Genomic DNA, 21,562 nt, shown 5'->3' on the forward strand with positions numbered 1-21,562 from the left:
CTTATGTTCATTATAACGAACGTCACTATCTAAATACAACACATATTTATTAATATTTTCAGTTATTTTTATTTCTCAATATTATTTTGATTTTTCAGTTAAATATTGAAAAATCAAAATAATATTGTTGATCTCTTGACTTACCCCCACTAACTAATAGCCTTCATCCATCTAACTACCTCTAGGTGGCTAAATAAAATGAGCAGGACATGAGAAATAGGCGAGTGATAGTGCTCTCCTCACCTATTTATTTATGATTCCTATCTACTCTAGAATATTACTATATTTTACTTGCTATCTTTATTTTTCTTCTCTTCTTGTTTCTTACTCTCTTCTAGTTTTTTCGCTTCTTCTTGTTTCTTACTCTCTTCTAGCTTTTTCGCTTCTTCTTGTTTCTTACTCTCTTCTAGCTTTTTCGCTTCTTCTTGTTTCTTCTTCTCTTCTAATTCCTTTTGTTTCTCAGCCTCACTCACTTGTTTTGCTGTTTCATCTACTAGTAACTTCTCAAAATCTTGAATTTGTTTATCGATCGCCTGTAAATTTACTTCTTTATCCACATACTGACAGTTGTCTTTTACTATTTGGAAGCCAGCATTCACATACGAGAATACTTGCTTATTCGATTCAGTTCCATTTCCTTTTAACTCTTCTTGTACTTGATTATAAGGTTCTTCTATTGATTTATATACTTTTTGTAACGATTCTCTCTCAGTAGCTATCTTCTCACGCCCTTGCTTCCATATAACAAGTGCCTGTTCTAATTCCTGAGTGGATCTAACAGTTAATTTTGATTTCATCCCTTCGTACTCATGCAAAATAACTTCCTTATGCTGCTTAGCTTGTTCTATTAATTGATCAACTGTTTTCGGAAAAATACTTGCTGTAGAAATAGTGGCCTCTACTTTCGTCTCATGAATGAAAGCTGCTTCTGTATAAGTCATCATTTGAGAGCCTAAATAAAAAGTAATAGAACACAAACATGGCAATATAAGCATCTTTTTGAATTTACGAGGTGGCTTCAGCATTTTAATCTCTCCTATCGAACAACACGTTCTTTATCAAGAACTATATCTTTATTATAATAAAATGAATTACAAAATGATATACAAATTATGTTTCTTTTTACATTTGACTTTTAGCAGAAAAAGAGACTATCACTTTCAATAGTCTCTTTTTGTTGTCCTTATTATTTTGTTTCACCATCGCCTTGCTGTGCATCAAACGTCCAAGTTAATTGTAACTTATCGCCTTGGAATTCATTTTGATCTTTTTTATTATCAACGAATTCAAATTTCACTTTGAATTTATCAGATTTACCTGCTGAAATACCTTTTTCATCCCAGAACCAAGCAGCTAAATCATTATTTACCGCAGTAAGTGTGTCACCTTTCAATTTATCTAGCGTTGTTTCTTTTACGATTGTTTCATGCTTGTCTACATTTTTTAAGAATGTTACTTTAATATGTTTACCAAAATCATCTTTATTATCTTTCTTCACATCTTCTACATTGTAATCTGTTTTTAGTAGTACTTTTTTAATATCTAATGTCCCTTTATTTTCTAATTTAAATTCTTTTTCAACTGTATCACCAGGTTTTAAATTCGATACATTAACAACTGTTGATGGATTTAATGCTAAATCAAGCGTACCAGACGCAAATGTATTATTTGACACTTCTTTATCACTAAAGTATGCAAATGTTCCTCCGCCAACTAATGCCGCTCCTAATACTGCTGATGCGATACCCATCCCTAATTTTTTCTTTAAAGTCATGTCCATATCCCCTTAATATATATATTTGTTAACTTCCTAAAAGGAAAGTATAACCAAACGAACTAGACGGATTGTTCTACTTTTTTCTCTTTCTTTTCTCCGTCAATGCTACGAATAGCACTAAAAATAGAAATCGCGGAATAGCCTAGTAAAAAGACTCCTGGAATAATAAGAAGCAAAGCAGCTCCAGCTTTTGAATTCGCATAATTTAATGCATACCCTGCATATGGAACTGTAATATCTGCATATTTCCCAATGACATTCTCAGCAAGTACTGGTTGTAAATCAGGGCCATTGTTGTTATCCCCTTTTGTTTCATACATTACTTTTCCATTTGTATCTTTCACACCGATAATACGGTGAGTGATAATTTTTTCATCTTTCTCTTTAAAAGTAATAACATCACCTTTTTGATATTTAGAACCATCTTTCGTCGGCTCTATCGCAATGATTGATCCTGTTAAAAATGTTGGTTCCATCGATCCTGATAACACTGATTTAAATTGATATCCCATCACTGTCGGATCTCCGCCGCTCGCTTTTGAAGAAATAACTACAAAAGCTAAACAAACCATCAATGCAAATAAAACAAATGAGATAACGTTGCTAATCACCTTCCAAATTAATTTCATCGTTTCTCTCCCTCTCCGTTGTTTTATATTATTTGAAGTATGCAATATTCATTTCGTTCTTTAACAAGAACACAACTAAATAATATAACGAACATAGCGGAAATGCAATAAGAAAATTTACAATTATTAGTTATTTTAAATATATAAAAAAAGACTGTGAAAAAGTCTCTTCACAGCCTTTTAACTAGTAATTTATTTTTCTTCTGATTTCATCCCTGTTGTATTTCGGCGTAGCACTACAAATAAAATGGCTCCAAATAGTACAGCGGCACCTATCCCAATGCTTACTATTTTCACATTTGATTCCTTTACTTCAGGGGTAGCCGTATCTTTTTTAGGCATCGCAAAAGTAACATCTTCTTTTGAAAGAACATTTACCGTCGCAATTGTTTGATTATTTTTCGTAATATCGACTGCCCCAACTACCTCACCACGATGAATTCCTTTATGATATAAAGAATCTTTATCTAATGAAGCCGTACGGAAAATCGTCCTTACGTTTTTCCCTTCATCTTTCTTAAGCATAAGTTCTGCACTTTGCTCAAGTTCGCTATCAATATCTTTATTTAAATACGTCGTCTTTTGATGCCAACTATGTTTATCTAGTACCGTTTGCTTCACAAATTGACCGAAAGAATAGTCTGCCATCTGCTTCAAATCTTCATAAATTTCAGGTCTTTGAGAAGCCATCACTACATTTATAATACGATTTCCATCCTTCTCATTTAATAAAACGAGTGTATTTCGTGCTTCATTTGTAAAACCCGTCTTCCCGCCGATGCTATACGGATTTTCAAAGTAAGTAGACTTGTTAAAAATAGATACCGTCTGTCTAGATGTCGTAACTGTCGTTCTTTTCGTATTCATTGCTTGTAAAATCTCAGGATATTTTTGCACACCTCTCGTAATCATAGCCATATCAAATGGCGTAGTATAATGATTCGGATCATGCAATCCATTTGGCGTGACAAAGTGACTATCTGTTGCACCTAATTGCTTCGCTCGCTCATTCATCATATGAGCGAAATTCTCAACACTTCCGCCAATACGCTCCGCAATCGCATACGACACATCATTCGCACTCAGCACCATTAAAATCATAAGCGCAGTATTTCTATTAATCGTCTCACCAGGTTGAAACTCAATTTGATAATTACTCTTCTCTTGATCTAATGCTAATTGCGAAAACGTAAATTGATCCTCTGGCTTTGTATGCTCCATAAGTAAAATTGCTGTTAACACTTTCGTCATACTAGCCGGAAATGCACGATGATGTGCGTTTTTGTCATACAAAACATCTCCCGTTTTCGCATCAATCGTAGTTGCAAACTGACTAAAAACATTTGGCCCTTCCTTAGGTGGTGGTGCCACTTGTTCTGGATTCACTCCAATATTCGTCTCAGCACGTAACGTCATAGGTGTCAAAAAAAATAAACAAATAACGGTAATAAAAGCCAAAATTCCCTTAAAATTTACCATATGACTCTCCCTTTTCACTATACTCTCACAGATTAAAAACTGAATCTACCAATCTATATGTAATTTGTATTAAATTGGAAGAATATTTACTGTTTTTTACTATATCATACTTTTACGATGAAGAACATGAATATACAATAAAAAATAAGAAGGAATTATTCTTTCTTATCCTTCTCATCAATCAATGAATCTATTAGATTTTGACTAGCTTCCTCAGGTGTAATCTCATCTGTCATCCCCATAAACGACCAACCTTTAGAATCGACCCACTCAACAAACTCTTGTAAAAACTCATCATGTGTAACATCCACATCAAGAATCGAGCCATTAATCGAAATCGTTCTATTTCTAGATACACGCATCTTGAACGTTTTCCTTACCATCACAATAATTCTCCCTCTACTCTTGAATAATTATAAAATAATCTTGTATCTCTGTTATACATGATTTTAAGTAAATTGTAAAAAGGATATATTGGCCAATTTGCATATTGAAACTGAAAATCTATCATCCCGCACAAATGTCAAACGATATGTAAATGATTATAAATTACTAAATAAATTCACATGAAAATAAAACACCTTCTATTTTATCACACCAAATACAAATGACTTTCGTACAATAGAATGGAATATACTAGTAGAAAACTTACAATAAGGAGGAACTCCATGACGCGTTGTACGTATTGTAAAACGAAATGGAAAGTAAAAGATGTATGGTCGATACTCGTGACATTTGAAAAAGATTGTCCGTATTGTTTTAGAATGCAGTATCTATCAAAGAAAACATTGAACGCTATGCCAGAACTTATAAGCTTACCTTTACACTTCTTATTCCCTTTTCTTGTTGATTTAAGTAATGAAGATCCTTTAGATTGGTATCGAAAAAAATAATATAACCACTTTATTCGAACTCACTTTTCATTACATTCTCTACTTATATATTCCTTAATACACGACTAGCGCCATTCCAACTACTTTCCCTTCAAATTCAATATAAAATATTGTAAAATTTCAGTTAATTTTATATAATTACTTTAGCATACAGATTGAAGATGCTGTTACATACGCATTTTTGAAGATCCCGTAGCTCAGCAGGGAGAGCGCCACCTTGACAGTTTTGTCATCGTAGGCCCTTAATCTCTCAAGTCTGCTATCTCAATGGTATCAATACTTGAGAGGCTATTTCCAAAAGCTGAAACTGTGGGAGTTCTATATAAACTCACAACTCGTAAAGAGGACTACTTAAAGTTAACCTGTGAAGGTTAGCTAGGTAGTCCTCTTTTTTGTGTGCAACTACATAGAAAGGATTGGTAAGTTATGCTATTACGTTTTGCTATGAAGGAGTTCCAGGAAGAGAAAGAATACAACAACCTATCTCATAGGACAATTGAGGTCTACATGGCTACACTAAATGAATTCCGTAACTTTTGCTCCGAGCTGGAGATAGTTGATTTAAGAGACATTCGAGAGGTAACTGTAAAGTCCTACCTCAGGTACTGCAAGAAAACGAGAGGGAATGGCGTAGTCACTTGCAACTCAAAGTTACATCACTTGAGGATATTCTTTAACTACTGGCAAAACGAGGAGGTAATAGAACACAAGGACAACCCTGTGAGAAAACTCAAACCTGCTAAAGAAGATACTAAGATAGAAGTCTTCACAGATTATCACATTCAGCAAATGCTTAGGTATTACCGTAGGTTAAAAACTAGAGATAAATCATTCTTTGGTTACAGAGATCACGCTATCATTGTGCTGCTGCTGAGTACGGGAATCCGTCTAGGCGAGCTCGTGAACATACAGTGGAAGGATATTGACTTAGTAAATCAATCAGTTGTCCTCTTTGGTAAAGCGAGGAAACAACAGAGTATACCTATCACAGATAAGCTAACAAAGGAGATATGTGAATGGAGAATCTTTGTAGAGAAGGAGCTAGGGAGTAGACCTCAGTACCTGTTCACCTCGAGAGAAGGAAAGCAACTTACACCTAATGCAGTAAAGCTGATCTTTAAGAGGTTATCTAAGGTGATGAACTTCAAAGACGTACGTTTGAGTTGCCATACTTTCCGACACAGCTTTGCTCATAGATGTATCATGCAAGGAATGGACGTATTTACTTTGCAGAAGCTCCTCAGACACTCAAACCTTAGAATGACTGAGCGATATTTATCTCTGTGGGGAACAGCTCTACGAGAGCAAAATGAGAAGTTTAATCCACTTAATTCACTTGAGATTTAAGACATATAAAAAGAGAACCCTGTACTAGTTTGGCGACCGGACAGGATTCTCTCTCGGAAGAAAACTCGAAGGAGCTTTCTTGTTTGCTATTGTATCATGCTTATTGGTACTAGCTCAAGAGGTGTTCCTTCTATAAAGATGGAGGACTATATATAATGAAGGAACTCAGAAAATACATATCATTTGATTCAGTAGCTGAGATGGACAAAACTATCGATCTTATTCTAAAAGAATATAACTTAAAAGATAGCGAGCGGGTAATACTTCTAAAGCTATCAAACTACTCATGTAAGTTCGTTGGAGTTAGCTACCTCAAGAATAACACTTTAGCTGATCTAACAGGATACTCTAAGCGCACTGTTCAGCGTGCCCTCAAGCGTTTCAGCGAGCTAGGAATCATTACTCGTATTGAACAATTTAAACCTGTTAAGGGTGGCTACTCAGCATTCATCTGTGTAATTAATCCTTTCGAGCGTCACCATGAGCTGGCATCTTGTAAGGAAGCTACCGAGCCTACTCCTGAGCAACTTGACGAGCCATCTCACGAGGACGAAGCCATTACAACTAAAACTAAAAGCTCTAAAGAATTAAAGATACGTAATAGCGCACCTGTTGAACTGGATGATCTAGATTCATCTTATTTGGTTAACTCATGTGTACCTATGGAATTTATCAATGCAGTATCCCCCTTCTTCGGTACAGCTAAGGAGATATATGCTATTTGGGGTAAAGTTAAATTGGCTGCAAACAAGTATGCACCTGACTTAGTTGATACAACTGAGGTAGCAATCTCAGCGTTCAAACAATCTGTATTTGCTCTAAAGATGAACACGATTAGAAAAGACTTCAAAGGTTATTTATTTGGCGTTCTCTCAAAGATGATGTCTGTTGAGCAAAGAAAACTGAAGAATAAACTTTTCAATTTCCTACAAGGTTAAACTGAGGAGGATCACATACTATGAGTAGGGGATCACCAACATTTTGAACAGCTCATTTACATAACTATCGAAAGCAGGAGTTCTCTATTTCACAACTCACCTTTTAAACAGGGTCTGTTGGATGTATAGGATCTGTTGGATGAAAAATCGTAATAAAGAATCGTACTCGGCTTGGAACTTCCGCAGAAGCGATGAGTCGATTCGCATTAGGAGCAGACAATACCACCTCGCTGTTTGGGGTAGCCATTGCATCAGCTAACGTGACTGGTGGAATATCAAGACCTGAAGGTGCAGAACGTTGTATCGCCACATTCACAAAGTTGTTGGAGAGATTTCGAGCGATGACGGTCATCAGACGAAGAGGAGCTGTCGGAAGAAGTTCGCCGCCTGGTGCATATTGAAAAATCTTATTTTCAATAAATTGTTGAATTGTAACACCGTCTGGGGGTGGTGCCACTCCCACAGTTGCGTCCACACAGCAGTCTTGGCGAATAATGATTGAATCAGAATGAATCACCGCATCACTTATGATTCGATCATTATGACATCCTTCTTGAGGACAACTGTTGGAACAAGTAGAGGAAAAGCCACTCCCTAACGGTTGGTAACAAGGATTGCAGGATTTTCTATTTTTTGATGACATGAACAACCAAACTCCTTTACGTATCATACTGTTATATACAATGTAAAATGAGTATGTTTTTCTTGTACGTTTGTTCATATATATCCAATAAAAAGCAAAATGTATAGGATGGTAACTGATCGAGTTTCCATTCGGGCTTATACAACTTTCTAAATGTCTTATACTCGTTGATATACCTACTGAGTTGCCCTCTCAGGAAAAATGGCCCCTCAGATTCCCTCGTAAGGAATCCTAAGCAGTCAAACTATACATTTGCACCTATAGATCATAAACAACCTGTGCGAGTTCGATAGGATTATATTATGATAGCCTCCCTCTTTTAGGCGTAATCACGAAAATAAATCATTAAAATTAAAATTAATCATTGACGGTTCTAGAACTTTTTACTAAGATGTAATTAAGCCACTCAGGGAACGGGGTGAGCAAGACTATTGGAAAGTAAACAACAGAAGTTTTACGGTAAAGTCAAAGACTTCTATCAGCTGGAAACTATCGAGGATGCTAAGAGGTTTTATACAGCTTTTAATCAACTCAACAAGATTAACACTGTAGATAAGGCTAATAAGATCGATAAAATGTTAACTCGTATGTATGCTGGTAAGAAGCTAACTGACTAACTTAAAACTACACAAAACAAAATAGCCCTACTCGGTAGTTATACTTTGGCGAGTATACCGAACAAGGCTACGCAATTCAGTCGAACCTATAAGGCTCTTTCCTCCCTATGGTATCACGAGCAGGAATAGCTGTAAAGGTTCGACCCCACAGGAGGCGAATAAGTTGAAACTTAAAGATTGGGTTAAATCAACCTTGGTAGCTGGCGGTGGCATTACCTTTCTTTACGCAGCCGGTTACATCGTTTCATTCATGATTGTACACCTGTAAGTATTACCTATCTCGTGTAAATAAACAAAACTAAAGGGAGAAATTATTATGACAACAAACACTATTCAACCAACTAAATTCGATATGGTTATGGAGGAGATCGATACTCTAGTATCTAACTTCCAAGACTCGCTAACTCGTATTACTAATAAAGTGTGCGAAGTAGATACATTCCAACTAGGCGTTACGTATATAGTTATCTTACGAGCTGGAAAAATCTCTAAAACTCTTAGTTTTAATCTTGATGAATTGGATTGTTAACCCCACAGGTTGAAGCTATACAGGTTAACATTCATAATGATAATAAGTAATAACTAACAAGCTGGCTCTAATAAGTCAGCTCTTTTACTTTCCTCCTCAGGGTTGATCATTATGGTAATTGAAATTATATTTTATGCACTCGTTGAAACCAATTAGATAGCTCATGAACTTGCTGTTTATCCAGCACAAACCTTCTAGCCACCCCTTTCGAGTAAACCTCCCCCGAGATAGCCACCTTTCAGAGGAGAAAACTCCATTAGATTCCCTCCTATCTTTCTTCAAAATAAATAAAGCAAGGATTTCTCCCTGCTCCTGCCAACTCTGTATTAATCTCTTCTTTTACATTTCTACTAATTTCTCACGTAGAACTAATTCACTCTCAGTCATATACCCTCTATGCATTTCTTCCACAATTTTATCGTGATTAAAGCATAATACTTTTTCCTCACCTAAATAGCCAACTGGGTAAGGTACGCCTATATAATCAAAATCACGTTTATCTGCTGATACAACCATTCTTCCAATAATCATAATAATTGGTTCTACCTCTTCTAGTTTAACTACTGTTCCAATTGGAAATAGTTTCATAGGTATTTATTCTCCTCTATTCGTAAATTTTTTAGCTAAACGGTCAAATAATACTGAACTTCCATATGCCAACATCCCAATGCCAATCATAGCAATACTGAAAAATAATTTCTGCCATAAATTAAATGGAAAAAACCACCCTGCAATAACAAGTACCATAGTACCAATAAAAATCATAAACCGTCCTTGTCTGAACATACCTTTACTCCTTTTTATCTTTATCAAGTTTAAAAAAGAATCCTCCTCCATGACCATTAGGTGCTGTCGCATACCCCCCAGTCTCTTGTCCTAAATGGAATTTGTAACCATATCCAAACCCATATTCACCTTTTAGTGTAATATCATAGTCACCTAAGAAAGGAATATAATCCGGGATCTCAATTTTATTAAGAACTACTTCATACTTATGCGCTGTTAATTCATAATCATTTTTAAAAGTATATTGATCTATTCCGAATACATACGATCCATTTAAGAACTTTTGTGTAACTGTTAAATCCTCTGCAAAGGAAAGTTTTTTAGAGGCAGAGTGGTCTAAAGCATTCGCCTCAAACTTCGCTCCTATAAGGTTCCCTTGAACTATATCTTCAGAAATGGTTTTAAATGTATATGGTACATTTCCTTCAAAAAGTCCATTTCCTGCTTTAATGCCGTAAGTAGTTCCTTCAGCAAGTTCAAATTCCCCTTTAAATATACTTCCTTCTCCCTTGATCATTAACTTACCATCTGTAGAAAAATCTGTTTTTCCTACGAAAGTTTCATAATCCCCTTTAAAGGGTTTCCCCGTTAAAATGGTGGAAGCCATCGCAATAGCAATATCCATATTATCTACTTTTTCAAATTTATTAGCAGAATCAAGTAGAAACTTCTCAAGCGGCTCTAATATGGTTATAAATTGTGCCATTTTAAATGATGAATCACGGAAATCCGTATTAAATTTCATATAGGTTGAGCCCAACCAATTACCAGAAATCATATCAATATCTCGTTTTAGTCGCTCCTGTGTTACAGTTGCATTCGTGATAGTTGATCTAATAGTCCCTGCCACTTTTCGCAACTGTTCAGGAGTAACTTTTATATCCCCCATAGCCATTCCCCTTTAAATATTCATATAGAATATTTTACCACAGAAAATTAATTTTATAGAATAATATTTTTTATACTCTTAAAAATCAAAAAATTCCTAATCCAAAATTTATCTTTCTAGATAAAACTAAAGAGGTAGCTTGAATTGCTACCTCACGAGACACAACCATCCAGTGTGATCTGTTGGAGGAATCTCAATTCAGCATCTTCCTCAGCTCTACCTGCTCGGTATTCTATCTCACTTACCTCAGTAACATTAATCTCCTCGAGGTAGACTAACTTATCAAACAGATTACTAAACATGTGTAGCACATCATTTTTAACTTGCTGGATATCTTCCTCAGGTGTTACTTCTCTATAGTGTGCCTGTTTGTACATTTCCCCCTCAGGTTTAAACTTATAAGTGACAGCTACTTTAATATATTTGTTCATATTAGTTTCCTCTCTTTCTATTCATCTCTTTTATTTTGTTGTGAGGCTTAAAAGCTTCTCTTTTATATTCCAGCTCACTAATCTCCTTAACAGTTACATCTAGCACTTTGCCCCCTGAGGTGTGCTTATCAACTGTTTCCTGCATAGTATCTCTATAAAACGGAGCTAAAATGGTTCTAGCCACCTCTGGGGATTCCTTAACAATCATAAAGTCAGTATAAACATGCTTCTCGTCCACCTCGTAGTAATACACTGTAGTTTCAACACTCACATAGTTAGCCATATAACTCCCTCCTCCTGTTTATAAAATATCAAGTACTACGATTACGCTATACAGGTTAATCTATACTAGGACTCTTATTGAATTCTACTGTTGATTCTGTAGTCTAAATTACATGAGGAGCCCTCCTATTCCTAAGAGGGCCACCAATTAGTTTCTTCTTATTACTTGTTTGTCAAATCCAAAACCAGTTGTACCTCCGGTTCCTACAACAGCTTGGTTAACTTGCATTTCTAACTCGTTAAGGTCTGATCCGTCCAGCTTCACGGAGCCTTCGTGCTTGTGAGTAATAACTACGTTCATGCTACTAGACCCACCTGTAAAGGCTTCTAAGCCTGTACCTGCCAGAGCTACGTTAGCCTCGTTAGCAACACCTGAGAAGGCAGTTCCAATAGCTTTCTGCATAGATCCTACTTGAGTCATTGCTGCGTTGTACCATGTAGGGAAGAAAGCCTTACCTGACTTATCCAGGTCGCTTAGTGGCCCTTCCTTGGCAGGTGAGAACGGTAGTAGATTACGGATATACTTTAGGCCTTCCCATAGGTTATCGTAAGCATATTGGACACCTCGCCAGATACCATCTGCAAAGTTACTTAGTAGAGCAGCTCCAGAGTTGTAAAATGTACTTCCCCAACTTGCAGCCATATCATACATACCACTAAGTCCATTCCACATTATATTACCTAAACCACTTAGGTTGTTTTTAGCTCCAGTAGCAAAACTCTTGGCATTAGCTACGCCAGCGTCCCACATAGCAGAAGCTCCTGCCCAGGCAGTATCTACCATGTTGTTAAACTTAGTTTGAGCGTCACTAACCATCCCAGATAGGTATGCCTTGGAATCAGCTTTCATAGAGTTGTATTTACTAACTGCTGCGTTGTACATCTCGATAGATTTAGAACGAACAGTGTTAACTGTGTTGTCCCACTTCCGAGAGGTATCGTTCCACCAGTCAGTAGCATCTCGCTTCATTTGGTTATATTGCTTTTCTATCCACTGAGTACCTTCTCCCCAGTACTTCGTGATGTCACCCCATAGTTTCTTTCCATAAGCCGAGATAGTATCCCAGTTTTTCCACATTAGAATACCTGCTGCGACAACTCCCATGATAGCTGCTGCAATCCAAACTCCGGGGAATAACCAAGTAGTTGCATTGAGAGCAGTCTGAGCAATTGTTTGTCTACCTGTAGCAGTAAACAGTAGAGCGAACCCTCTAGCTACAGCTGTACCTGCATCAAATACTGCGGTTAGACCTTTCGCTACAGCTTCAACAATCTGTAGAGATTTCATACCTAAGTAAAGCGAGCCAGCTAGAGGGATTAACCAATCCATGTTCTCTGCTACAAGTAGTAACGCTCCGCCTAGTATCTTAAGAATTACCTCTAGAGCACCTGACTCCATAGCCAACCTTAGGAAAGCATCTGCTGAGGCTAATATCCTAATAGCAAATGGATAGAGGACATTAATCATCTCCCAGAGTACATCTACGATAGTTCCTATCAAGCTGAATATTACAGGCGTACTCTCTTGAACCATTTTGACAAAGTTAGCGAATGCAGGGGAACTTTGTAGATTCCAAGCCCAGTTAGCGAACTTGTTAGTCATGTCTACCATGCCGTCTCCAAAGGCTAAACCTAACGGAGCGAATGCTACCATGAGACCGCCAAACCCCTTGAGGATATTACCTGCCGAGATCATTACTCTTTCGAACATCGGAACTGCAAAGGTATTCATATGCTCGAAGAACGGATTTACTCGGCCTGTCTCGATAGCGTTATTCATGTAGGCAAACATATTAGCAAACGATTCCCCTGTAGCTTGGAATACTGGGAAGAGTGGCTTCATAACAAGCCTCAGCCAGTCTAACCCCTCAGCCATAACTCGGAGGGTCGTAGGAGTCATCTGATCCTCCATAGATTTCCACTCATCTTTAAACTCCATGATAGCTGCTACAGCTTGTTTCTCCGCCTCAGTCATGTCTTGCCAGATAGCTTCTACCTTAGCCATTGCTTTGGCGTACCCCTTAGCATCGTTGTTAATCATGGCCGCATTAACATCGAGCATTGCATCTTCGAGGTCGCCTGCTTTCTCCCAGGTCTTCATTATCGTGGTGGCAGCTAACCCACCGAACCCTACAGCGGCAAGCCCGGCAGTACCAAACAGGGAAGCAACAGCCCCTAGTCCAGCTAGTAAGGCTGGTGTCATAGCAGAAGCAGCGATAGTAACACCTCCGATGATAACTGCCATCTTCTTAGCTTCACTCGAGGTGTGCCTAAACTGGGCTGACGCTCGATCATCGGCGTCAATTATGATTTCAATTAATGATGCCATTGTCGTTCTCACCATCCTTATATGTGACCTATGAGAACGACAAATAAGCCTAGCTCGTTCATAACTAGGTAGTTATCGTCCTCATAAGTTTCTTATTTAATTACCGTCCATTCCATCGAACAAAGCTAGATAGTTAATTTGAGTAGGGTTACTTGCATTCTCTTTGGATTTTCTAAACTTACGAGATAACCCTAAGTCGTCTAATAGCTTGATAGCTCTATTCTCAAAGTCAACTTTATTTACACCCTCGTTAATTGCATACTTCATATTTAAATTCTTTCTCCAACTCTTAATAAAGTTAATGAGAGCTAGATCTAACTTTGTAACATCTAAAGGATCTAGATCGTAATTCTCCTGATACCACTCCATGTTTTCGTTGTACCATAAAATTTCCTCCTCAGTTAAACTCGATAGAAAATCTTTCATATACAACCCATGTGTTATTCTCTCGTGTCCCTTCTTCAAGTTTGCATCTCTCACTCTCTTTCCCTCCTCAGTTTTAGCTCCTGTGCTACGTCCTCCGTGCACTTTACAACGGAGATTCTTTTCATTTGTTGGCGAGTGAGTACAAACTGTATTGTTACCTTTGATAGCGCCACAAATAGATACCTCTCTCTTCAGCTTAGCCTTAATGGTTGCTATCTCCTCAGAGTCTCTTGTGAGGTCGCCACTAATAAGCCTGTCTCTCACGTTGTTTATATACTCCCGGAGACCATTAGGTAACTCCTTAGGTTTACTCATGTTGTCTACCTCCTTAGTTAAAACTATCTAGATATTCTTGATACTCCCTATCCTGCTCAGCTGTATACTTAGTGGTATTTTCACCTCTTAAATTGGCCATGTAGGATTGATACTCAGCTTCCTCTCTAACTTCTCTAAACGCTTGCACCTGCGCTTTCTCTTCAGCAAGCTTAGTTTCTGCAGCTTTCACCTTCATTTGTAATTCACGGAACTTCATTTGGAGTTGAAACTCTTTTGCCTTCTCGTATAGTGCTTGCTTGCGGTCATTTAATTGGGGTTGCTCGCTGAATAGCGTTGCAGTTTTTACTTGAGGGAAAGCTACGAGGGAGACCTCACGGAGTTTTGTGGAGTTACCTTCTTTGTCTGTGTAGAAACTAATGCTTAACTTACGAGCCAGTTTCTTTCCTACTCGTTCCTTTGTAGCATCGTCTACTACTCGGATAACACCCATGAGCTTATCACCCTCTACTCTTAATTCTGAGAGAAAGCCTACAGTGTCTCTGACTGACTCCGAGTGATCTAACTGAAGGGGAACATTATCTTCAGAGTCAAACGAGTTAACCAATCTGTGTAGATCATCCTCTGTGTAGTTACGACCTCTGTGTTTGCCTACTGAGAATAACTCAGCTGATTTAATTAAGTCCTCTCCAGCGTTAACTTCTGAGAAGCTATCCACTAAGTGTCCTGACTCTTTGAATTGCTCGAACATATTATCTACCTCCTTATTTTTAGTTATATGAGAAAGCAGATACCTGTTAAGGCTCCACCGTTCGTCCTCAGTATAGATTTCCAGTGAAGCATGGTTCACCTCGGTAGTAACCTCCACCCTAGGGACTTCAGCAGCTACTACCAAAATGCCATACTCAGTTTAACTCTGTGTAGATTAGATTCGAGAGAGTTTAATTAATGATTGCTCTTGTATTGCTACGTCATGTTTCTCAAAGACAGACTTGATAGCTTCTCCTAAGTCCTTAGCAATTACATCCGCTTGGCGATTACTTTCAGCAGCATCCTCTTGACCTAACTTAACGATGAACTTCCAGTCCTCACTGTTAGGATCAAGCTGGTTAATTGCACCTAATCCGTATTCGACTCCTAAGTCAATCTGTTGATTGTAGTGAGTATGCAACTGATGGTTGTTCTCCTCTATTCCGAATGCTCGGTTGAATCTACTAGCGATAACCATATCTCGGCTAGCCTTTTGGTTATGCTTTCGTGCTACCTCTCCGCGAGAACGGTACAACTCTTGTATTGCTTGTTGCTTCTTAGAACTAACCTCTGCAATCTTAGGACTCAATCCAGCCATTTGTTTAGCTAATTCTTCTAATTTAGCCTCTGCTTTCTTCTTGGTAGCTAACGCTTGTTTGTTTTTCTCGTCAATGATTAAACTGGCAGAGATAATCTCTAGAGCGTTAGATACTTTAGAATGCTCTCCTTGCGCCTGAGAAAGTTGACTTTGTAGTTCCGCTTCTTGAATGTCTAGCCTAGCGATCTCTTTCTCAGCTTGTTCTGTAGTCTTAACCTTTGTGTTACCTGCTAATAAGTTTTTTAATGCTTCCATCATAATAATCACTCTCCATAGTTTAGTTTTAGTTTGGGTTTTACTTACTAGTTGGCTCGGGGTGGGTGAGCCTTTGATGAAGACATATTGTAGGGGTTACTGCTCGATTAAACCTAATAATTTAGCTATCTCCTTTGTTCCTCTTTGGCTAACTAACATCTGTAACTTTCCACCTATCAGAGGCTTGTAGTTGATATGACCTTCTTCTCTCAAGTATGCGTACTTAGCAGTATGCACCCAACTACCTTTTCTTGTGAGATGGATAATCTTTGCTTGTTTTAACATTCGGTTTAACTGCTGGGGTGATCGTAAGCCTAACTGCTTAGCGGTACTCTCAATAGTTGTATAACCCTCGATGTCCAACACTTTATCGTGATAAGCTACTGCTGGAGCTTGCTCTTCTAATTGAGCCTCCACTTGAGCTAGCTTCTTGTTCTTCCTAGCTATCGTCGCTTGAGCTACCACTAAGGCACGAGCTAGTAGATCATCATCGCTTTCTTCCTCGTTAGCAATCAGATATCCACCATCTCTACGGATGCTCGGTAGTACTTCTGAGGTTACCCACTTTTTGAATGCTTTGGCTTGAGGTTTGCGACTAGTTAAAATTAAACTGTAGAGACCTGCCTCATTGATAGCCCTCATATGTTGCATTCCTCCAAGGGTGTCCACTAATACTGTACCTGCCTCGCCTTCATCTAATCGAGCAAGCGCATCTCTGTATTTACTAATCCCTAACACTTCACATACATCTTTAGCTACGAACCAGATAGCCCCATCCTTTTTAGTTGTTCTAACTTGTCCTAATTCTTCATGGTCAAATACTTGTAAATTATTCATCTCTCCATCTCCCATTTTTGTTTTCAATCCTCTTTCATGCTATGAGTGGGACTGAGTAGATTAATTTTCAATAGACTTACTTCTTAAAGTTACCTTTAGAAAAGCCAGCTCCATTAATTGCAGAAATGACTTCATCATAAGTAGGCTTAACAGCTTTTTTACAAGCTAAGTTTGGACTCATCGTAATAGCTGTCTTAGTCGCCTTTATCTCCACGATAGCCTGTACCCTTCTTAACTTCGGAATTGCACCTTTGATAAAATCAATTGATATCCCTAACTCGTTAGCAATATGTTTTCTAGACCAAATTTGTAACTTACTAGGATCTGTCTCGTGTGGATTATCCACTAAAATGTGATACTGAAAGTGAACATGATTTAAAAGCTGCATAAGTAGCCCTAACTCTGAGAGGGTAATTTTTTTAGCAATCTCCTTTAATTCCGTTTTGTAAACCTTTGTGAATAAATCCTTCTCCTCATAACCTCCACAGTTAAAGAAAGAATCTCCAAGGCTTACATATACGTTTCTTCCTTCTTTAGTTCTAACTATTAAACTTAACTTTTCTAATTCCGCTAAGATATCATTTGTTTGTCGCTTGGATTTACCTAGTAAATTAGCTGCATGAGTAGTTGTCATTCTCTCAAGTTTCTTCTTGTCAGCATGTTCCATAAACAGTTGTCCATCCTCGTTTAATTTTACAAATCCCATAAGATACATGAGAACGCCACTTTGTTCTAGACTTAAAAGTTTCTTCACCTCATTAAAGCCTTCCTTAACCATTACAAATTGTTCATTCCCTAGTCTATTTTCTTTGTATTTCTTACGAGCTTCTTTTTGAGCAGGGCTAATTATATCGAAACCTGCCTCGAGTAATTCTTTCTTAGCTATTTGTAAGTCGTTCACTTTCCTTCCTCCCTATTTGCTATTAAGCTCTCTTAACTTTGATTAACTTCTCCGGTTGATCTATTTGTAACGCTGTAGCTAACTTACTTAGCGTTTGCATATTAATAGACTTAGTAGCTTTAATACGAGAAAGACTAGGTTGTGAAATCCCAGTTAACTCAGCCAAACTAGTTAATGTATGATTTCGTTCTTTACAAACTGTTTCTAAATCAACGTAGAATTGAATAGTCATTTTCTTCCCTCCTATTTGGCTTTATTCTCCATCATTTATAACCTTATTAATCTAACAGTATAGTCAGAGTTAAAAAGGGAGCCGACTCAACAGAACAACTATGAGCCAGCCAAACTAGTACTAAACTAGGGAGATTGTGAAATTAAAGTATCCTTTGTAGTACTCCATCAAAATGTCACTTACTTTGAGGAACCATTCCTTCTCACGGTATACCGATTAGAATATACTCTTAAAAAAGTTTCCTACACATATAACATACCAAGAACGTAACACCTAAAATTCCCCTACATGTATAACATACCTCAGGTGTCACAACCTCTTATTTACTTCTTCATAAACATATTTACCAAGAGTGTGACTATCTCTTATTTATTCATAACTAATGCTCAATAAACCTTATATATAGTACTAGCAACGTAACATCTAAAAGTTTTGCTCATATATAACATACTAGAGGTGTGACAACCTCTTATTTATCTCTTCCGAAATACAAAAACTGTAACCCAACAGGCAATCTTTACTAGTTCTTAACTTCTCAAAACATGAATACCAAACCCTGAGGAGGCGAACTAATAGAGAAAACTGCAAGAGTAATTTGTTAGAATTATTTTTAAAAGTAGATTGTTAAACTTCACTGTTAGAACTGTTACCCATAAAGAACTTGTAGAGTACGTCCAATAGCTAATTCCATCAATTTGTTATTGATAGGACAACCATGAGAGTGAATAGAATAAACCGAGGGGGATGTTATATGATTAAACACTTAGGACTAGGCATCTTACTTATAAGTATTGGCTTATTAGGTGCCTGCTCACAAGAAGAAGCTACCACTACGAAGGCACCATTTGAGGACTACAAGCCATCTCAAGGATACATTAATGAGGGAGAATTTGAAGCTCTTGATTATGATATGACTCGTGAGGAGGTAGCTCAGTTGATTGGCGGTGTAGGTGAACTATACAAAGAAGAAGACTACATAGAAACCATAATTTACAAAGGTGAAGGCAATATAAAATTTGCTATGCTGAGATTCGAAAATGGCAAGTTGGATATGTGGAACAAACAGGATAAAGAATAATCGCTTTATAGATAGTTAGATATAAGGAGCTAGACTGAAGAGGTCTACTCCTTTATTACATTCTTACAGGTACCTCTCTTACCTACTCATGAGATACGCTATACAAATGTAACCTTAAGTGCAATAACTATATCCCTTTTCTGACCTGTTCTTGATTAGTAAATGGCTTCATTAGTAGTAAACTCAATGATAATCCACACAGTACTAATCCATTTACATATAATTGTACTGCGCTCTCCTCAGTATTCAATAGTTGAGCACGAATCTTTTTGGCAACTTCAGAGGCACCTCCTAATAGCATTCCTACTCGGAGGATAGCTCTCTTAGGAAATAATCTGCTCTCGCCGCTAGAGTATGTATACTTCTCTCCATTTCTCGATGTTACCGTATATGATCCTCTTCTTTTCATTTTTTGAAAGAAGGAACTTATTTTGTTTCCCTTCATAAGCGTGACCCCATCTGAAACAAGTTCATCCTTGTGAGATTCAAATAGATTAGTTATCTCTTTATTTGATACATCGTAAAAATCTGCGACCTGTTGAAGAGTAGCCATTTCCAACTCAGGTGGCAACAATAATTCTTTTACTTTGTTAACTACTTCCACCTTGTCAACTAAACTATCACGCTTATCTTTCGGGCTGATTACCTCATTAGTTAATTTTATGTTACTCATGAATATTCCCCCTTTGTTTATTTTTATTATATGTCATCTCATTCGATAAACCAATAGTATCCATATATTCTAAATATAGGTATTACCTAGGTGATACTGAGGAGATATGTTCTCGTATATCTAACACCCTAGCTAGCTTTCTTTACTTCCTCACTGCTTGGTAATCGGCTTACGAGATAGCATCAGTAACTCATGGATACCATCCTCAAATCTATTCAAAACGGTGTATGAGACCGCCAGCATTGAGCTAAAACAGTGTATGAAACCACCAGCATTAAAACAGCATCAACCTTACTCTCCCAAGGGATTAAACCCATTTCATTTTCGGGTTTCTCTGTATTCTGTATATAACTACATTAGTCCATCTCATAGGCAAGACTCTGAAAGAGTTCACCTAATAGATTCCAGCTCAGTAAAAAATAAATACAAATGACTACTGAGGAAGATTAATTAGTTATCCTATATAGGTTTACTACTTGGTGAAACCAAGAGAAAGACTATATAACTATCCTCAAAGAGTTTATCCTTCTCTAGGTTTTAAGTATTTAAATGCATTTAAAACAAATAACTACCTGAGGTAGAACTAATTAGTTGAACTTAATAGTTTTAACTTACTTAGATTTAACTACAGAGTATCAAAGTAAGTACTTTTAGAAGGAGCTAACGAGGACGGGCAACGGAGATGTAACTATGAGGGCGAATGTTGGAAGAATAAATTTTATAAAATTGACTGAGGAGATAAAACTTAGGGGGGCGATTTTGTGTCTGTATAGTAACGCTGTATGGCACCATCCGATATGTGCACCCACCCCTATGTTTGTAATATGTGGGACTAAGGAGGTAGGGCCAAGGAATATCCCCCACAACAGTCACAGAGGGGCAGCTAACGAGAGCAACTGTCAGAGTCTAGCCATACAAGGCGACAGCACAAGTAGTACATATGAGCTTGCACTCCTCATGTAATCAACTACCGGTCTTCACCTCATACAACTATCAATGATAGATACCTTATGAGCCGGCACTCCTCAACCGTACATACAAGTATCAGCTTACGTATTCACTTATCAGATCCACAAGAAAATACTGTTAGGTGCATACCCAAGAGATGTATCTACAGGAGTCATACTCGTATACAAATAAAAAAGAAACCACGAGGTAGCAACTTAATTGTCACTTATCTCGTAGTTCTTTCTTGTAATTTTCTCTTATTGATCTCTTTATATAGCTTACCTTGAGAGATCCCCACTTGACTAACAATGTCCTTGATAGAATATTCTCCTGAGTCGTACATCTGTAGGGCTACTCTTATTTTGTCATTGTCTAGTTGAGGTCTACCTAGTTTAATTCCACGTTTCTTTGCGCTTACTAATCCTTCTTTTGTTCGCTCCGCTATTAAGTCCCTTTCTAGTTGGCTGATTACTGCCATCATAGAGAACATAGCTTTTCCAGTTGGCGTTGAAGTATCCATGTTTTCCTTTAGTGACACGAAAGTAACACCCATGGCATTTAACTCTTCGACAGTTGTAAGGATATCCAGAGTGTTTCTCCCTAGTCTGCTAATCGCTTCTACAATAACAGTATCACCTTCTCGTACTGTATCCATGAGCTGGGTTAATCCTGCTCGGTCTTTCTTAGTCCCGGTATACTTCTCTTGGATTAATCTATCATAGCCGTACTTGTTTAGTGCTTCTAGTTGTCTATCAAGTAACTGCTCATCGGTTGAAACTCTAGCATAAGCGATTCTCATCAAGCTTCTCTCCCTTACATTTATTGTACCTTTAATGTAACATGAGCGATTATTAAATGTAAAGGTTTTGTGTAACCTTTTATGTAATAATTTTATGTAACACCAAAAAGGCTTAACAGCAAGGTTTGCTTCCCTAGTTAAATGATTACACTTATCTATCGTTTTATGTAATCTTAGGATAGACTCAAAGGTATAACTATCAGTATGTTTACAGTGAATAAAA

26 protein-coding genes are annotated in these 21,562 nt (G+C 37.5%); 6 read left to right on the plus strand and 20 right to left on the minus strand.

Annotation, left to right across the window (positions count from 1 at the left end; translation table 11 throughout):
• Positions 1 to 287: 287 nt before the first annotated feature.
• The 5 genes from AC3WTI_RS11575 to AC3WTI_RS11595 all read right to left on the minus strand — a co-directional run bounded on the left by AC3WTI_RS11575 (position 288) and on the right by AC3WTI_RS11595 (position 4,268).
• Entirely contained in the window at positions 288 to 1,025 is a 738-nt protein-coding gene (locus AC3WTI_RS11575; RefSeq protein WP_144488393.1) for a DUF4047 domain-containing protein, read from the minus strand.
• A gap of 161 nt (positions 1,026 to 1,186) precedes the next feature.
• Positions 1,187 to 1,774 (minus strand): CalY family protein, encoded by a 588-nt coding sequence (locus AC3WTI_RS11580; RefSeq protein WP_000172849.1) that lies wholly within the window; start codon positions 1,772 to 1,774, stop codon positions 1,187 to 1,189.
• 62 nt (positions 1,775 to 1,836) lie between these two features.
• Positions 1,837 to 2,406 (minus strand): signal peptidase I SipW, encoded by a 570-nt coding sequence (gene sipW, locus AC3WTI_RS11585; protein WP_087957902.1) that lies wholly within the window; start codon positions 2,404 to 2,406, stop codon positions 1,837 to 1,839.
• A 192-nt stretch (positions 2,407 to 2,598) separates the two neighbouring features.
• Positions 2,599 to 3,885 carry a D-alanyl-D-alanine carboxypeptidase family protein gene (locus tag AC3WTI_RS11590; RefSeq protein ID WP_087957900.1) on the minus strand — a complete coding sequence of 429 codons (1,287 nt, stop codon included), beginning with the start codon at positions 3,883 to 3,885 and terminating at the stop codon, positions 2,599 to 2,601.
• 155 nt (positions 3,886 to 4,040) lie between these two features.
• On the minus strand, positions 4,041 to 4,268 hold the full coding sequence (locus AC3WTI_RS11595; protein ID WP_000251865.1) for a hypothetical protein: 228 nt from the start codon (positions 4,266 to 4,268) through the stop codon (positions 4,041 to 4,043).
• Positions 4,269 to 4,553: 285 nt separating this feature from the next.
• Between AC3WTI_RS11595 and AC3WTI_RS11600 the strand changes: the two genes are divergently transcribed.
• The 3 genes from AC3WTI_RS11600 (at position 4,554) to AC3WTI_RS11610 (ending at position 7,063) form a co-directional block, all read left to right on the plus strand.
• A complete protein-coding gene (locus AC3WTI_RS11600) occupies positions 4,554 to 4,778 on the plus strand; it encodes a hypothetical protein (RefSeq protein ID WP_087957899.1) in 225 nt (74 codons plus the stop codon).
• Positions 4,779 to 5,204: 426 nt separating this feature from the next.
• A complete protein-coding gene (locus AC3WTI_RS11605) occupies positions 5,205 to 6,125 on the plus strand; it encodes a tyrosine-type recombinase/integrase (protein ID WP_097840640.1) in 921 nt (306 codons plus the stop codon).
• Positions 6,126 to 6,280: 155 nt separating this feature from the next.
• Positions 6,281 to 7,063, plus strand: a complete 783-nt coding sequence (locus tag AC3WTI_RS11610; RefSeq protein ID WP_098903696.1) for a helix-turn-helix domain-containing protein — start codon at positions 6,281 to 6,283, stop codon at positions 7,061 to 7,063.
• A 103-nt stretch (positions 7,064 to 7,166) separates the two neighbouring features.
• On the opposite strand, the gene AC3WTI_RS11615 is transcribed toward AC3WTI_RS11610, so the two are convergent.
• Positions 7,167 to 7,526 (minus strand): hypothetical protein, encoded by a 360-nt coding sequence (locus tag AC3WTI_RS11615; protein ID WP_492304365.1) that lies wholly within the window; start codon positions 7,524 to 7,526, stop codon positions 7,167 to 7,169.
• A 611-nt stretch (positions 7,527 to 8,137) separates the two neighbouring features.
• Here AC3WTI_RS11615 and AC3WTI_RS11620 point away from each other — a divergent pair.
• A complete protein-coding gene (locus AC3WTI_RS11620) occupies positions 8,138 to 8,323 on the plus strand; it encodes a hypothetical protein (RefSeq protein ID WP_097840643.1) in 186 nt (61 codons plus the stop codon).
• A gap of 316 nt (positions 8,324 to 8,639) precedes the next feature.
• The gene (locus AC3WTI_RS11625) at positions 8,640 to 8,852 is read left to right on the plus strand and encodes a hypothetical protein (protein ID WP_087957888.1); all 213 of its coding nucleotides are present in this window, start codon (positions 8,640 to 8,642) and stop codon (positions 8,850 to 8,852) included.
• A 339-nt stretch (positions 8,853 to 9,191) separates the two neighbouring features.
• Here AC3WTI_RS11625 and AC3WTI_RS11630 read toward each other — a convergent pair whose 3' ends face one another.
• The 12 genes from AC3WTI_RS11630 to AC3WTI_RS11685 all read right to left on the minus strand — a co-directional run bounded on the left by AC3WTI_RS11630 (position 9,192) and on the right by AC3WTI_RS11685 (position 17,841).
• A complete protein-coding gene (locus AC3WTI_RS11630; RefSeq protein ID WP_087957886.1) occupies positions 9,192 to 9,440 on the minus strand; it encodes a DUF4176 domain-containing protein in 249 nt (82 codons plus the stop codon).
• Positions 9,441 to 9,446: 6 nt separating this feature from the next.
• Positions 9,447 to 9,638 carry a hypothetical protein gene (locus tag AC3WTI_RS11635; protein ID WP_017560870.1) on the minus strand — a complete coding sequence of 64 codons (192 nt, stop codon included), beginning with the start codon at positions 9,636 to 9,638 and terminating at the stop codon, positions 9,447 to 9,449.
• A gap of 4 nt (positions 9,639 to 9,642) precedes the next feature.
• Positions 9,643 to 10,527 (minus strand): WXG100 family type VII secretion target, encoded by an 885-nt coding sequence (locus tag AC3WTI_RS11640; RefSeq protein ID WP_087957884.1) that lies wholly within the window; start codon positions 10,525 to 10,527, stop codon positions 9,643 to 9,645.
• Positions 10,528 to 10,679: 152 nt separating this feature from the next.
• Complete coding sequence (locus tag AC3WTI_RS11645) at positions 10,680 to 10,958, minus strand: hypothetical protein (protein ID WP_087957882.1); 279 nt, start codon at positions 10,956 to 10,958, stop codon at positions 10,680 to 10,682.
• Between the two features lies 1 nt (position 10,959).
• Positions 10,960 to 11,241, minus strand: coding sequence for a hypothetical protein (locus AC3WTI_RS11650; RefSeq protein ID WP_253621524.1), 282 nt, complete (start codon positions 11,239 to 11,241; stop codon positions 10,960 to 10,962).
• Positions 11,242 to 11,388: 147 nt separating this feature from the next.
• Entirely contained in the window at positions 11,389 to 13,569 is a 2,181-nt protein-coding gene (locus tag AC3WTI_RS11655; RefSeq protein WP_097840644.1) for a hypothetical protein, read from the minus strand.
• A 96-nt stretch (positions 13,570 to 13,665) separates the two neighbouring features.
• Positions 13,666 to 14,310, minus strand: coding sequence for an HGGxSTG domain-containing protein (locus tag AC3WTI_RS11660; protein ID WP_097840645.1), 645 nt, complete (start codon positions 14,308 to 14,310; stop codon positions 13,666 to 13,668).
• Positions 14,311 to 14,323: 13 nt separating this feature from the next.
• Entirely contained in the window at positions 14,324 to 15,019 is a 696-nt protein-coding gene (locus AC3WTI_RS11665) for an HK97 family phage prohead protease (protein WP_097840646.1), read from the minus strand.
• 174 nt (positions 15,020 to 15,193) lie between these two features.
• Complete coding sequence (locus tag AC3WTI_RS11670; RefSeq protein ID WP_179861161.1) at positions 15,194 to 15,874, minus strand: hypothetical protein; 681 nt, start codon at positions 15,872 to 15,874, stop codon at positions 15,194 to 15,196.
• Between the two features lie 93 nt (positions 15,875 to 15,967).
• The gene (locus AC3WTI_RS11675; RefSeq protein WP_097840733.1) at positions 15,968 to 16,708 is read right to left on the minus strand and encodes a BRO family protein; all 741 of its coding nucleotides are present in this window, start codon (positions 16,706 to 16,708) and stop codon (positions 15,968 to 15,970) included.
• 76 nt (positions 16,709 to 16,784) lie between these two features.
• Positions 16,785 to 17,609 carry a hypothetical protein gene (locus AC3WTI_RS11680; protein ID WP_097840647.1) on the minus strand — a complete coding sequence of 275 codons (825 nt, stop codon included), beginning with the start codon at positions 17,607 to 17,609 and terminating at the stop codon, positions 16,785 to 16,787.
• A 22-nt stretch (positions 17,610 to 17,631) separates the two neighbouring features.
• The gene (locus AC3WTI_RS11685; RefSeq protein ID WP_097840648.1) at positions 17,632 to 17,841 is read right to left on the minus strand and encodes a helix-turn-helix domain-containing protein; all 210 of its coding nucleotides are present in this window, start codon (positions 17,839 to 17,841) and stop codon (positions 17,632 to 17,634) included.
• A gap of 751 nt (positions 17,842 to 18,592) precedes the next feature.
• On the opposite strand from AC3WTI_RS11685, the gene AC3WTI_RS11690 reads away from it, so the two are divergent.
• Positions 18,593 to 18,919, plus strand: a complete 327-nt coding sequence (locus AC3WTI_RS11690) for a hypothetical protein (protein WP_097840649.1) — start codon at positions 18,593 to 18,595, stop codon at positions 18,917 to 18,919.
• Positions 18,920 to 19,046: 127 nt separating this feature from the next.
• Here the strand turns inward: AC3WTI_RS11690 and AC3WTI_RS11695 are convergent, their stop codons facing one another.
• Both AC3WTI_RS11695 and AC3WTI_RS11700 read right to left on the minus strand, forming a co-directional pair.
• Entirely contained in the window at positions 19,047 to 19,592 is a 546-nt protein-coding gene (locus tag AC3WTI_RS11695; protein WP_097840650.1) for a hypothetical protein, read from the minus strand.
• Between the two features lie 1,174 nt (positions 19,593 to 20,766).
• Positions 20,767 to 21,339 carry a recombinase family protein gene (locus AC3WTI_RS11700; protein WP_097840652.1) on the minus strand — a complete coding sequence of 191 codons (573 nt, stop codon included), beginning with the start codon at positions 21,337 to 21,339 and terminating at the stop codon, positions 20,767 to 20,769.
• Positions 21,340 to 21,562 lie beyond the last annotated feature (223 nt).

Source organism: Bacillus sp. EB106-02-03-XG38, assembly GCF_058792175.1.